Here is a 12693-nt window from a genome sequence, read left to right on the forward strand (position 1 = left end):
GCGATTGGGGCGCTCCTTAGACAATAGCAGGGTTTTGTCACAGATCGTTTGCAGGGTGGAAACAGCTGGCCTTGCTTCTCTGGTCTCTAAATACTTCGGGGGGTCTTGGCTTTGCCAAGATGGGGCAGAGCCCCAAAACAAAATGGACCTGTGCGCGCCAGATGGCGCGCTCCATTATATCAAAGCGCCGCTGCGAGCCTTGTGCCCTGATCAATCGCACGTTTAGCATCCAGTTCAGCCGCCACATCAGCGCCGCCGATCACGTGGCAAGTGATGCCTTGTTCTTGCAAAGCATCTGCCAGTGAGCGTTCGGGAAGTTGCCCTGCACACAGAACGATCGTGTCCACCTCGAGCAGCTGCGGGTCTTCGCGTGCTTCGCCGTAGGAGATATAAAGCCCACCATCCTCGACACGCTCATAGTTTACACCGCCGATCATCTTGACGTTCTTCATCTTGAGTGCGGCGCGGTGAATCCAGCCTGTGGTCTTGCCAAGGCCCTTGCCGTGTTTCGTGCTCTTGCGCTGCAAGAGCGTCACTTCGCGTGCGGGCGCATCGGGCTGTGGCCCCTCTGGTGCAAGTCCGCCGCGAGTCTCGGAGGGGTCACCAACGCCCCATTCCTCTTTCCATACCTCAAGATCAACAGTCGGGCTGGTGCCTGCATGCACCAGCGTTTCGGCCACATCAAAACCGATTCCTCCTGCACCGATAATGGCGACGCGTTTGCCGACCTCGGCCTTGCCCCGCAGCACATCTATATAAGAAAGCACGTTTGCGCCGTCCTGGCCCGGAATACCAACATCGCGCGGAACCACACCTGTCGCTATAATCACGTCGTCAAAACCGGCCAGATCATCGGCGCTGACTTCGGTGTTCAACTGCACATTCACGCCGCTAGAGGCGAGCATGGTGCGATACCAATCGACAAGGCCCCAGAATTCTTCCTTTCCAGGCACCTGCTTGGCCATATTAAGCTGGCCGCCAATCTCATCAGCGCGATCAAACAGCGTCACGCTATGGCCGCGCTCTGCGGCTGTCATCGCGGCGCTTAGGCCTGCCGGACCTGCGCCAACGACGGCGATTTTTTTGGCGGCAGACGTGGGTTCTATCACCAGTTCTGTTTCATGGCAGGCACGCGGGTTCACAAGGCAGGACGTCATCTTGCCCCCGAATGTGTGATCAAGGCAGGCTTGATTGCAGGCAATGCAGGGCGCGATGTGATCGGCCTTGCCCGCAATCGCTTTGCTGACGAACTCGGCATCCGCAAGAAAGGGTCGCGCCATGGAGACCATATCAGCGGCACCGCCGGATAGGACCTCTTCGGCAACCTCGGGCGTGTTGATGCGGTTGGAGGTAATCACAGGGATGTTAACGCTGCCCATCAACTTCTTTGTTACCCAGGTAAAGGCCGCACGCGGAACGGAGGTGGCAATCGTTGGAATGCGCGCTTCGTGCCAGCCGATGCCCGTGTTGATGATCGTTGCGCCTGCAGCTTCGACCGCTTTGGCGAGCGTCACAACTTCGTCAAAGGTTGATCCATTGGGGACCAGATCAATCATGGAAAGGCGGTAGATAATGATGAAATCTGTGCCCACCGCTTCGCGAACACGGCGAACGACCTCGACGGGCAGGCGCATGCGGTTCTCGTAAGAGCCGCCCCAACGGTCCGTGCGCTTGTTCGTGTGGGTCACAAGGAACTGGTTGAGAAAATACCCCTCAGACCCCATGATTTCTACGCCGTCATAGCCTGCTTCGCGCGCGCGTGTGGCGGCAACAACGAAATCGTTGATTTGCTTTTCGATACCCTCTTCGTCCAATTCTTTGGGCGGGAAGGGTGAAATCGGGGATTTCACTGCGCTGGCAGATACGCATTCTGGGCCATAGGCGTAGCGACCTGCGTGCAAGATTTGCATCGCGATCTTGCCATCTGCCGCATGGACGCGGTCGGTGACGATCTTGTGGTTTGCGATATCTTCGTCACTGAACAGGCCCGCTGCGCCGGGGAACACACCGCCCTCCTTAGATGGCGACATGCCTCCTGTCACGATCAACGCTGCTTGCCCGCGTGCACGTTCCGCATAGAATTCCGCAACGCGGTTCCAGTCTTTGCTTTCCTCGAGGCCAGTGTGCATCGAGCCCATCAACACTCGGTTCTTCAACGTCGTAAAGCCAAGATCGAGCGGGGCGAGCATGTGGGGATAAGCAGTCATAGAAACCTCCAAGTTTGAGCGCAGAGTGCGCACACAGCGTTCTTGTGTCACCCCAAACGCAGCGTCACCCTTTTTGTGGTCTCAGCTTTGCGCGGTCTCGACGCAGTGGCGCCGGAACGCGCGCTTGAGCATGTCTAGCTCTGCGCGCAACAGCGCGACTTCGGCGCGGATGTCATCTGTGACGGCATCGCCTGCGATAATGGTGAAGCTGTCGAGCGTCTCGCCCGTGTCCTTATCGAAGATGAGGAAGGTCTGCGCCCCGTCTCCGATCAACTCTACAGGGATTGGTACACGCAAGGCCCATTGGTTCGGCTTGTCTGTTTCTTTCAGATGCAATTCGCCAAGCGGTTTTTCCAGATGGGTCACGCCGAGGTCCGGCTGGCCTGCTTCCTTGTCAACAGCGGTTAGAATGCCCTCCCAGACGCCTTCGAACAATCGGGTCTTGCTCAATTCAAACGCACTCATGGGATTGCTCTTTCCTTGCTGTGAAGTGGGATTGCGGTGGGCTTGATCATACTTCGGCGCGCGGTCTGCGGCTTAGGGTCAGATCGCGCAAGGTCACTTGGTTCATCTGTGGGCCCTCGAAGATCAGATCGAGCCACATGCTATCAACGCGTTTTTCGTTTAGTTTGGTGTAGGCAAGATCAAATTCGACCATCGGCACCTTGTCACTCAAAGGTAGCTCGCGCACGACCTGCTCGGTATTCGGACCGTGCTTGATGTTAAGGCGAGCGAAAATTTCTAGCGGTTTTTCCATTTCGATAATCGGCTCGAGGCGGATCAGGTGTTTGCGGCGCAAGCCATTGACGCTGGCTTCGGGAAAGTCGATCACCAAGGACAAAAACGATCCATCGAAGCGGAAAACATCCATGCGCAGTCCGTAGGGTGCCAAATCAGCTACGCGAGTGTTGCGCAATTGGCGCAAGGACAGCTCGGACAATTCGCAATCATGGTGCAAGGATAGCTCATGGCCCAGCATCGACTTGCTTGGCACCGACGCCATCCCTTGAATAGGAAGTGGTCCTGTCCAGGCTTCGGGGCGCCAGGACCAGTCTGCGTCATGGGATTGCTGAATGGCCTGACTGCCGATGACGGGCAGGGCCAACCGATTGTCGGCAATATGCACAAACCGGTTTAAATGGACCAATAGTTGCCGCGCATTGCTGCGTTGCTTGCGCAAAGTCGATAGGTGCGTCGACTTGGCAGCATCCGCGATCCGCGCCCAACGGCGCAGGGAGCGCTTGAACAATAGCTTGCCCAGCAATGACGGTCGTTCCACTGACATGGTACTCTGTTACCTATTTGTTGGCTGCTCTTTTTTGTACTTTAATCAAATTAAGAGCGGTTTAACAAACGGCCAATGACGCTGGAGGCACCTTTTTTCTTTGCCTCAACCGTGTCGGTCGCAGGAATTTCGGACGCACTCTCAGGTTGATTTGCACGTGCCTGCTTCGGCTCTTCATCCGCACCATCGACGCCAAGGCTGAAAAGCGAGCCGCGGGTTGCGGAAAGTCCGCGTGCGAGCGAGGCCAAGAGCGCAGCGCCCTTGTCGCCGCTGAGCTGCGAGCCTTCGGGTGCAAAAAGACCCAGCAGAACGAGGCGTGTATCAAGCGCAGTCGCGCCACGCCAATGGACCGGACCCGCCGCCGAAAAAACGTTAGAGCCGCCAGTGCCGACTTGAACCAAAGCCAGATCGCCCTTTTGCTTGAGCTGCAAAATGGATCGCGGCGATGCTGCTTGCGCGAGATCGTTGGTGCTTGGCAATAATGCGCCCTCGCCGCGACGCGGCGACACGGATACGCTCATCACCGCTGCATCCGCGCCCGCACCCTTGCCATCAAGCGAAGAACATTTGGCCAGCATCGCGGAGCTACCCTGCAACCCGTTGCTGACCGACGTGTCGTCGATGCAATAGCCCTTGGGTGCTTTGAGTGTGATGGTGCCGCGCGCAAGGGTCGTGCGCGTGGATTTTGGCACGGCTGGCCCGCTCTGCGCGCCCTCACCTGATCCGGGAGAAGAGGTCGGCGCAAAGGAAAACCCTGCGCCGCCTTCGTTTGAACATGCGCTTAACGATGCGCCACAAAGCAATGCAAAGCCCAAACGTCGGGCTTTGCCAATGCCGAGATCACAGATCCCAATACTCATGTTTTTCAGCCTTACCGCCGGGGTGCGTCACGGCACCTTTGTAAATTTCACCGACCTGATTCGCATATTTCCACAGAGCACCAGAGGCATAGATCGTCTCGCGCGGGCCTTTCCAGTTGGTGCGGCGCTCGGCCATGTCTTCATCCGAGATGTTGACGCTCAATTCGCCCTTGACCGCGTCGAGCGTGATCAGATCACCTTCCTGCAACAAAGCGATGGGGCCGCCGTGTGCCGCTTCGGGGCCAACATGGCCAACGCAGAATCCGCGCGTCGCACCAGAGAAACGACCATCGGTGATAAGCGCGACCTTCTTGCCCATGCCTTGACCCGAAAGTGCAGCGGTCGTTGCCAGCATTTCGCGCATGCCGGGGCCGCCTGCAGGGCCCTCGTTGCGAATGACGAACACATCGCCCTCGTTATAGGTGCGGTTCTGGACCGCTTCGAACGCGTCCTGCTCGCACTCGAAAATGCGCGCCGGGCCGACGAAACGCTGGTGTTGCGCTTCCATGCCTGCGACTTTGACGATCGCACCTTCAGGGGCGAGATTGCCCTTGAGGCCAACAACGCCGCCGGTTTTCGTCAGGGGTGTTTCGATTGGATAAACCACGCGGCCATCGGCCTTGAGCGTGTGCTTGTCGAGTTCTTCGCCAAGTGAATAGCCTGTTGCGGTCATGCAATCTTCGTGTAGCAGGCCTGCACGGCGCAGCTCATTCAGAACAACAGGAACGCCGCCTGCCTCGTAGAGGTCCTTGGCAACGTACTGACCGCCCGGCTTGAGATCGACGAAATAGGGCGTGTCGCGGAAGATATCGCAGACGTCCTCAAGGAAGAAATCAATGCCCGCCTCATGTGCCATGGCAGGCAGGTGCAGACCCGCGTTCGTCGAGCCGCCCGTGCAGGCAACGACGCGCGCGGCGTTTTCGAAGGCTTCGCGCGTGCAGATATCCCGCGCACGGATGTTCTTCTCGATCAGGTTCATCACGGCGATGCCGGAGGCCTTGGAATATTCATCGCGGCTCTCGAAGGGCGCGGGTGCACCGGAGGAGTTCAGCAGGGCGAGACCAATTGCCTCAGAAACGCAGGCCATGGTGTTGGCCGTAAACTGACCGCCGCAAGCGCCCGCCGAGGGACACGCAACGCGCTCAAGAATTTCAAGCTCTGCTTCGGTCATGGTGCCGTTTTGCTGATGGCCCACCGCTTCGAACATGTCCTGCACAGTCAGATCGCGATCCGCGTATTCCGCCGGAACTTTGGCACCTTCTGGCGCGCGGCCTGGAAGGATCGAGCCGCCGTAGACAAAGACGGACGGCACGTTGAGACGGATCATCGCCATCATCATGCCGGGCAGGGATTTGTCACAGCCGGCAAGGCCAACCAGAGCGTCATAGCAGTGACCGCGCATTGTAAGCTCGACCGTGTCTGCAATCGCTTCGCGAGAAGCGAGCGAGGAGCGCATGCCCTCATGGCCCATTGCGAGGCCATCTGTGACGGTGATCGTCGTAAATTCGCGCGGCGTGCCGAAGGCCGCTTTGACGCCCATCTTTGCGGACTGCGCCTGACGGTTCAAAGAGATGTTGCAGGGAGCCGCTTCGTTCCAGCAGGTCGCCACGCCGATGAGGGGTTGATGGATCTCTGTCTCGGTCATGCCCATCGCGTAATAATACGAGCGGTGCGGCGCGCGCGACGGCCCTTCAGTCACATGGCGGCTAGGCAGTTTGCTTTTGTCGAATTTGGTCATGGCTGGCTCCCGGGAAATACGTTGAAACGTGAATAAATGAGCGGGGGCATAGCCGCAAGTCGCAAAGCCACTGGCATGCAGTCAAGAGCAGGCCTAAGAAGACGGGATGTTGAAGACCATTTTCGCCTTTGATTACACTGCTCATGCACGTTTCGTCGCCCCGGCGCGCGATACGGCAGAGGTGTGGCGTTTGGTCCTTGGGCTGGTGTTTGCCATTGGGTTCGTGTGGACCTGTGCGCCGCTGATCTGGCAGATTCTGTATTTAGTGCTGAGCGACGAGTCCTATCGCGTGCTCTATGACGATTTTGAAACGATGCTATTGCCGCAAAGCCTTTTGTTGATGCTTTCGTCCTTTGGGCTGATTTGGCTTGGCATTGCGGTGATCACCGTGATGCTGCATCGCCGCCGGCCAGAAACGCTGATCGGTCCCCCGACGATTGCGTGGATGCAGGCGAAATTCGTTGTTGTTGCATTGCTATTGCTGATGGCGGCATTGCTGGTGCTGCCGCCCTACCGTTATGATCCCCTGCTGAAAGATGGCTTGCCCTTGGGTCGTTGGCTTGCCTTGCTGGCCCCTGCGCTTATTGCGCTGTTTATCCAGACCAGCGCGGAAGAGGTGCTGTTTCGCGGGTATATTCAGCAACAACTTGCGGCGCGTTTCGCAAGCCCTTTGGTCTGGCTCTTGGTGCCCTCCGCATTGTTCGGCCTCGCGCATTACGCGCCGCAGACCTACGGCAGCAATGCGTGGCTCGTTGTGATCTGGGCGGGGCTGTTTGGCGTGCTCGCAGCGGATTTGACGGCGCGCTCGGGCACGCTTGGCCCTGCGATTGCGCTTCACTTCGTCACCAACATCTCGGCGCTGCTGCTTATCGCGCCGCAGGGGGAAATGTCGGGGCTGGCGTTATACAAATACGGTTTCTCTGCGGCAGATGAGGCGGCGGTACGTGCATATCTGCCAGTCGACTTCGCGGTGATGCTGGTCAGTTGGCTTGCTGCACGCCTTGCTCTGCGCCGTTGATTGCAATTGGTGCCAAGGGTCTTTATCTGGCTATCAAAGACTAACGCAGGAAAGGGTCTGCGATGAACTGGATCTCTAACTACGTCCGCCCCCGGATCAACTCGATTTTCTCGCGCCGCGAGACGCCGGAGAACCTTTGGTCCAAGTGTGATGAATGTGGCACGATGCTGTTTCACCGCGAACTCAGCAACAATCAGAACGTCTGCACGGCGTGTGATCATCACATGGCGATTTCGCCGCGTGACCGCTTTACTGCGCTTTTTGATGGCGGCATCTTCACCGAGGTTAGCGTACCTGAACCCGTTGCCGACCCGCTTCAGTTTCGTGATCAGAAAAAATATCCTGACCGGATGAAAGCGGCGCAAAAGGCAACTGGGGAGAAGGAAGCGATGCTTGTCGCCGAGGGCGAGATTGGCCGCACGCCGATCATTGCCGCCTGTCAGGATTTCTCCTTCATGGCTGGTTCCATGGGCATGTATGTAGGTAATGCGATTATTGCCGCTGCAGAGCGTGCGGTTGCGACGGGGAAGCCTTTGGTTTTGTTCTCTGCTGCGGGCGGCGCGCGGATGCAGGAGGGCATTCTGAGCCTGATGCAAATGCCGCGCACCACCGTTGCCGTGCAAATGCTGAAAGAGGCAGGACTACCCTACATCGTCGTTTTGACCCACCCCACGACGGGCGGGGTCACGGCCTCTTATGCGATGCTGGGCGATGTTCACATCGCCGAGCCGAACGCGCTTATTTGTTTTGCGGGTCCGCGCGTTATTGCGCAGACCATTGGCGAAAAACTGCCGGAGGGCTTTCAGCGCGCTGAATATCTGCTGGAGCATGGCATGCTTGACCGCGTGACCAAGCGCACGGAAATGAAGGACGAATTGGTGTCCATCATCCGTATGCTTATGCACATGCCGCCGCCTGTGATGGGGGACTTGCCCAAACCACCGGAGCATCCGGAACTGGCACCGCCCGTAGGGGCCAGTGAGGGCGCTAAAGCGTGAACGCCGTCAAATCGGACGCCATCCTAGAGCGGATGATGAAGCTGCACCCCAAGGTCATAGATCTTGTGCTGGACCGCGCGGAGCGCTTGCTGGCTGCGTTGGATCATCCTGAGCTCAAGCTGCCGCCTGTGATCCATATCGCCGGCACCAACGGCAAGGGCAGCACGCAAGCGATGATGCGCGCCGGGCTAGAGGGCGCGGGCAAGGCGGTTCACGCCTATACCTCGCCGCATCTTGCGCGCTTTCACGAGCGGATCCGCGTCGCGGGGGACTTGATTTCTGAAGAGTATCTGACGGAAATTCTGGACGAATGCTATGCTGCCAATGGCGGCGAGAGCATTACCTATTTCGAAATCACGACCTGTGCCGCTTTCCTCGCCTTTGCGCGTCAAAAGGCGGATTATACCTTGCTTGAGGTCGGGCTTGGCGGGCGCGTGGATGCGACCAATGTGATTGATGCACCCGCGCTGACGGTGATCACGCCGGTTTCTCTTGATCATCAACAATTCCTTGGCGAGACCCTGCCGGAGATTGCAGGCGAAAAGGCGGGCATCATCAAGCGCGGCGTGCCGTGCATTGTTGGACCACAAGAGGATAGCGCGCTTGAGGTGATCGAGGCGAAAGCGGCACGTCTTGGCGCACCTTTGCACGTCTTCGGACAGCATTGGCATGTGAGCGTCGAGCGCGAGCGCCTGATTTTTCAGGACGAAACAGGTCTGCTTGATTTACCGATGCCTGCCTTGCTCGGGGCGCATCAGGTGCAAAACGCAGGTGCTGCGATTGCCGGTTTGCGCGTGCTGGGCTTTGATGAGGCGGCCTGCGCCGCTGCGATGACCGATGCTACATGGCCCGCGCGCATGCAGCGGCTCAAAAGTGGACCTTTGGCGCAAAGCGCCCCGAATGTAGAACTGTGGCTTGACGGTGGGCATAATGCCTCTGCGGCGCAAGCGATCGCTGATCTGCTCGCGGCGTTGCCCGAACGCGAAACCCATCTGATTTGTGGCATGCTCAATACTAAGGATGTCGGCGGCTACATGCGCCCGCTTGCACCGCATGTGACGCATCTGAGCGCAGTGAGCATTCCGGGCGAGGTAAACACGCTACCTAGCGGTGTCACCGCCGATGCCGCGCGCAATGTTGGCATCCGAGCGAGCGAAGCGGAAACTGTCGATCAAGCCTTGGAGGCGATCATCGTCAATGCTCCGCATGCGCGGGTTTTGATCTGTGGATCACTTTATCTTGCAGGACATGTGCTGCGCAGCAACGTTCAAAGCTAGAATTCTCCTTAAGCACGAATATTTCTGCAAGAATTACAACTTCAATACCATATTGACCTAAGCACGCACGGCGCTTAACCTGTTCTTAACGAAAACGGATAAACGTTTCGAGCAGGTATGAGTAAATCTATGTCTTTTAAAAGTGCAGTTGCGCTTGCCGCAGTGGCGGCTTTTTCTTCGCTCGCTTTTAACGTGCAAGCGGCGAAAGCCGATATAATTGCTGGTCAAGCGAGTGTCGAATTCGAATTTGGCGGGCAGGCTTTCAGCATCCGGCGTGGGCAAAACGGCGAAGCTGGTCTGCCGCGCGCATACTCTGAAACTGCGCGGGCCTGCCCCCCTCATTGCATCGAACCGGGCGTTGCTGCGCCAGGGGTTCAGACGCTGACGGAGCTTGATGTTTTCGGTTTCATGCAGAGCAGCGTGAGCTCGGGGGCGGGGCTTTTGGTGGACGCGCGCTTGCCGGACGAATTTCAGCAAGGCTCCATTCCCGGTGCGATCTCTGTGCCGGCAGCGACGCTTGTGTCGAATAATCCCTATCGTGAAGACCTGCTCCTGGCGCTTGGCGCTAAAGGAACGATCGGACAAATGGATTTTTCCGGGGCCTTTGATCTTTTAGTTTTCGACGACGGTCCTTGGTCTCCAACAGCACGCGAAGCTGTACAGCTTTTGCTAGAGGCGGGCTATCCTGCACAAAAAATTCTATATTATCGCGGCGGTTTACAGTTGTGGCATATTTTTGGGTTAACAGTTTCAAAGTGAGTAACAGGTCATGATGCGCAGTATCGCAATTTTCTCATTCTTTGCCTTGGCGACTGTCTTGGTTATTTTTCTTCAGCCAGGCCCCCGTCCGGACTACGCGTATCAACCGAACGGTGATGCGTTACATGAGGCTTCGCGCAACGACATGCGCGTGCAGCAAGAGCCGCGCCAAGTGCCTGCGCTGCAAGCGCCGGACGAAATTATTGCCAAGTTAAAAGCGGCAGCCCAGCCCGAACGTGCCCGCGCAAGCGATGAGCCGCCGCAAGGTGATACGTCTGGATCGCTGCAACGTTTGCAAGCGGTGTTGAACGCCTCCCTCGGGACGGCTGATGCGCCGACGCAAGGGAGTGAATTGCAAAGGCAAGCAGACCCTGTAGACGTGGTGCCCGTTTATAGGGTCGCACCGGAATTGCGCGACATGAGCTGGCAAACACTCAGTGCATTGAACGGTTTGGGTCGCGCGGCGAAAGCGCCGGGTCAAGAGGGCAGCCTGCTCAACTCGATCGTGCGCCGCTCCATGGTCAAAGTCGGAAACGAGATGCCAGTGCAACAGCAAAGCGCGGCTCTTACATCGCGCGTGGTGCCGAAGCCGCGCGATGCAGCCGTGCGAACTGCTGCGGTGCAAAGCTATATCGTTGCTCCGGGCGATACGTTGGCATTGATCGCGATCAAACTCTACGGCTCTGCTCTCGCGACGGATCGGCTGTTGTCGGACAATCCGGTCTTGCGTGAAAACCCCAACGCTTTGCGCATCGGGCAGGTGCTTCACTACGGTTTGCGCTAAGGTTTTGCCCCCGGCTTCACCCTAAAATTGAATTTTTCAGCATTTCCAATTTTTTTACGATCAGGTTTGTGTCTACCTTGTGCGATGCCCGGCACCTCTGCGAGGCGGCATGAGCCATGCGATTGCTGCGGTGATTTCCGGAGTCGCATCAAAGGGTTGTCTAATTTCGTGTGGTTGTTGTATCTGGGTTGGGCTTCCCTCGGCGGGCGCTCGCTCTGCAAGAATCTATATCTGTGCAGGTGAGCTGCGAGAATCACCAAATGTTGACTGAGTCGAATCGATTCGCCTATAGCTTGTCTCCAGACGGATTATGCGGTGCCTGCCAGCATCAAGTTTTACGTGAACAGTCTTTGGGGGAAGACGGTATGAAGCAATACATTGGTACAGCCTGTCTTGTTGCATGTGTTGCCGCGTCCGGTGCAATGGCGCAGGACGTGCGTATCACGCAGGACCTAGATAGAGTTTCGATAAATTTAAATGGTTCCGAAATTACCATAGAGCGTAATCAAAACCAGACGAGCCGACTAACGTCAGAGTTTACCAAAACCTCGCGGCCCTGTCCGCCGTTCTGCATTCAACCGATGTCTGTTGCCCCAGGTGTCACGACATACGGTGAATTGGAAGTGATCGGTTTCCTGCAAAATGATGTTGCCGAGGGTACGGGTTTGCTGATCGATACGCGGCTTCCTGAGTGGTACGAAAAAGGCTCGATTCCGGGCGCGGTGAACCTGCCGTTTTCCACGCTTGAGAGCAACAACCCGTTTCGCGATGAAATTTTGCGCGCGCTTGGCGCGAATGACAGTAGCGGAGCTTGGGATTTTGCTAACGTCTTTACGCTGACCCTGTTCTGCAACGGGCCTTGGTGCGAGCAGACAACGCGCGCGGTCGCAGCGCTTTTGCAAGTAGGATATCCGCACGAAAAACTGAATTTTTATCGTGGGGGCATGCAAAATTGGCTGCTTTTGGGCCTCACGACAACGAACTCTGCTGGCTAGGGAGACAAAGAAATGATCCGCGTATTTGCATTCATCGGAGTATTCTTGCTGTCCATCATTGGCTTGTTGTTGTTGCAACCCGGCGAGCGTAGCGCGTCGGTGGGTTTCGATGTCACGCGCAATAGCTCGGACACGATGCTGGCAAGGCGTGCGGATGCTCTCTCTGGTCGCGACGCACCTGCTGGAAATCTGCAGCTTGTGGCGCTTCAAAATTTGCAGCACGCCACTGACGCGAACCTTTCGAAACAGGCAATGTCACCTGCAAAGAGCGACATGCGCACACTAACCTCGAGCGCCTTGGCAAACCTAAGGACGCAGTCACCGAGCGCGGCAAAGACTGGACAACATCGCCTTGCGTCGCTGGTGTCGCAATCAATGGGCGCTGTCGGAGATAATGCGTTTCTTAACGCTCTTTTGCGAGAAGCGAAGTACGGCACAGAAGAATTCGACCGCTTGGCAATGATTGGAGCTGCACGCAGCACTTCGGGCGTGAAAACACGCTGGATCGCAAGCGCGCGCAAACAATCTAAAGCTATGGCGGACGCCACCGCATTCATGAGTTCTGGTACACAAAAGACCCCTGGCTTTGACGACACGATCCATATCGTCAAACAGGGTGACAGTCTGATGAAACTCTCGGTGCGCTATTATGGCCGGACCATTGATTATCAGTTGATCTACGAAGCAAACCGAACTGTTCTGGAAAGCCCAGACAAAATTCGTATCGGACAAAAACTAAAGATCCCTCCGATGACCAACGCCTGATCGAGCG

At 57.0% G+C, this 12693-nt stretch carries 12 protein-coding genes; 7 read left to right on the forward strand and 5 right to left on the reverse strand.

All coding sequences use genetic code 11. From position 1 onward, the window contains the following. Positions 1 to 179: 179 nt before the first annotated feature. The 5 genes from B9P63_RS00790 to ilvD form a co-directional block, all read right to left on the reverse strand. Positions 180 to 2207: an NADPH-dependent 2,4-dienoyl-CoA reductase gene (locus B9P63_RS00790; RefSeq protein WP_085306648.1), complete on the reverse strand. Its 2028-nt coding sequence runs from the start codon at positions 2205 to 2207 to the stop codon at positions 180 to 182. 81 nt (positions 2208 to 2288) lie between these two features. Then, positions 2289 to 2672 carry a hypothetical protein gene (locus B9P63_RS00795; RefSeq protein WP_085306649.1) on the reverse strand — a complete coding sequence of 128 codons (384 nt, stop codon included), beginning with the start codon at positions 2670 to 2672 and terminating at the stop codon, positions 2289 to 2291. Between the two features lie 46 nt (positions 2673 to 2718). Continuing rightward, complete coding sequence (locus B9P63_RS00800) at positions 2719 to 3492, reverse strand: DUF6478 family protein (RefSeq protein WP_085306650.1); 774 nt, start codon at positions 3490 to 3492, stop codon at positions 2719 to 2721. 50 nt (positions 3493 to 3542) lie between these two features. Further along, positions 3543 to 4352, reverse strand: a complete 810-nt coding sequence (locus tag B9P63_RS00805) for a hypothetical protein (protein WP_085306651.1) — start codon at positions 4350 to 4352, stop codon at positions 3543 to 3545. Further along, positions 4333 to 6090 (reverse strand): dihydroxy-acid dehydratase, encoded by a 1758-nt coding sequence (gene ilvD, locus B9P63_RS00810; protein WP_085306652.1) that lies wholly within the window; start codon positions 6088 to 6090, stop codon positions 4333 to 4335. The genes B9P63_RS00805 and ilvD overlap by 20 nt, the downstream gene beginning before the upstream one ends. 106 nt (positions 6091 to 6196) lie before the next feature. On the opposite strand from ilvD, the gene B9P63_RS00815 reads away from it, so the two are divergent. The 7 genes from B9P63_RS00815 to B9P63_RS00845 all read left to right on the forward strand — a co-directional run bounded on the left by B9P63_RS00815 (position 6197) and on the right by B9P63_RS00845 (position 12686). Further along, on the forward strand, positions 6197 to 7108 hold the full coding sequence (locus tag B9P63_RS00815) for a CPBP family intramembrane glutamic endopeptidase (protein WP_085306653.1): 912 nt from the start codon (positions 6197 to 6199) through the stop codon (positions 7106 to 7108). Positions 7109 to 7170: 62 nt separating this feature from the next. Further along, on the forward strand, positions 7171 to 8106 hold the full coding sequence (accD, locus tag B9P63_RS00820) for an acetyl-CoA carboxylase, carboxyltransferase subunit beta (RefSeq protein WP_085306654.1): 936 nt from the start codon (positions 7171 to 7173) through the stop codon (positions 8104 to 8106). A 32-nt stretch (positions 8107 to 8138) separates the two neighbouring features. After that, a complete protein-coding gene (locus tag B9P63_RS00825; protein ID WP_085306655.1) occupies positions 8139 to 9383 on the forward strand; it encodes a bifunctional folylpolyglutamate synthase/dihydrofolate synthase in 1245 nt (414 codons plus the stop codon). A gap of 129 nt (positions 9384 to 9512) precedes the next feature. Beyond that, positions 9513 to 10142 carry a rhodanese-like domain-containing protein gene (locus B9P63_RS00830; RefSeq protein WP_176219071.1) on the forward strand — a complete coding sequence of 210 codons (630 nt, stop codon included), beginning with the start codon at positions 9513 to 9515 and terminating at the stop codon, positions 10140 to 10142. A gap of 10 nt (positions 10143 to 10152) precedes the next feature. Next, positions 10153 to 10926, forward strand: coding sequence for a LysM peptidoglycan-binding domain-containing protein (locus B9P63_RS00835; RefSeq protein WP_085306657.1), 774 nt, complete (start codon positions 10153 to 10155; stop codon positions 10924 to 10926). A 581-nt stretch (positions 10927 to 11507) separates the two neighbouring features. Continuing rightward, entirely contained in the window at positions 11508 to 11921 is a 414-nt protein-coding gene (locus B9P63_RS00840) for a rhodanese-like domain-containing protein (protein ID WP_245830516.1), read from the forward strand. A 12-nt stretch (positions 11922 to 11933) separates the two neighbouring features. Then, the gene (locus tag B9P63_RS00845; RefSeq protein ID WP_085306659.1) at positions 11934 to 12686 is read left to right on the forward strand and encodes a LysM peptidoglycan-binding domain-containing protein; all 753 of its coding nucleotides are present in this window, start codon (positions 11934 to 11936) and stop codon (positions 12684 to 12686) included. The last annotated feature ends 7 nt before the right edge of the window (positions 12687 to 12693 follow it).

This window comes from Planktotalea arctica, from assembly GCF_002105285.1.
Lineage (GTDB): Bacteria > Pseudomonadota > Alphaproteobacteria > Rhodobacterales > Rhodobacteraceae > Planktotalea > Planktotalea arctica.

What these genes read in the sequence shown, in the direction of transcription:
- B9P63_RS00790 (WP_085306648.1), bottom strand. Translation starts at nt 2,207, where the DNA reads ATGACTGCTTATCCCCACATGCTCGCCCCGCTCGATCTTGGCTTTACG.
- B9P63_RS00795 (WP_085306649.1), bottom strand. Translation starts at nt 2,672, where the DNA reads ATGAGTGCGTTTGAATTGAGCAAGACCCGATTGTTCGAAGGCGTCTGG.
- B9P63_RS00800 (WP_085306650.1), bottom strand. Translation starts at nt 3,492, where the DNA reads ATGTCAGTGGAACGACCGTCATTGCTGGGCAAGCTATTGTTCAAGCGC.
- B9P63_RS00805 (WP_085306651.1), bottom strand. Translation starts at nt 4,352, where the DNA reads ATGAGTATTGGGATCTGTGATCTCGGCATTGGCAAAGCCCGACGTTTG.
- ilvD (WP_085306652.1), bottom strand. Translation starts at nt 6,090, where the DNA reads ATGACCAAATTCGACAAAAGCAAACTGCCTAGCCGCCATGTGACTGAA.
- B9P63_RS00815 (WP_085306653.1), top strand. Translation starts at nt 6,197, where the DNA reads ATGTTGAAGACCATTTTCGCCTTTGATTACACTGCTCATGCACGTTTC.
- accD (WP_085306654.1), top strand. Translation starts at nt 7,171, where the DNA reads ATGAACTGGATCTCTAACTACGTCCGCCCCCGGATCAACTCGATTTTC.
- B9P63_RS00825 (WP_085306655.1), top strand. Translation starts at nt 8,139, where the DNA reads ATGATGAAGCTGCACCCCAAGGTCATAGATCTTGTGCTGGACCGCGCG.
- B9P63_RS00830 (WP_176219071.1), top strand. Translation starts at nt 9,513, where the DNA reads ATGTCTTTTAAAAGTGCAGTTGCGCTTGCCGCAGTGGCGGCTTTTTCT.
- B9P63_RS00835 (WP_085306657.1), top strand. Translation starts at nt 10,153, where the DNA reads ATGATGCGCAGTATCGCAATTTTCTCATTCTTTGCCTTGGCGACTGTC.
- B9P63_RS00840 (WP_245830516.1), top strand. Translation starts at nt 11,508, where the DNA reads ATGTCTGTTGCCCCAGGTGTCACGACATACGGTGAATTGGAAGTGATC.
- B9P63_RS00845 (WP_085306659.1), top strand. Translation starts at nt 11,934, where the DNA reads ATGATCCGCGTATTTGCATTCATCGGAGTATTCTTGCTGTCCATCATT.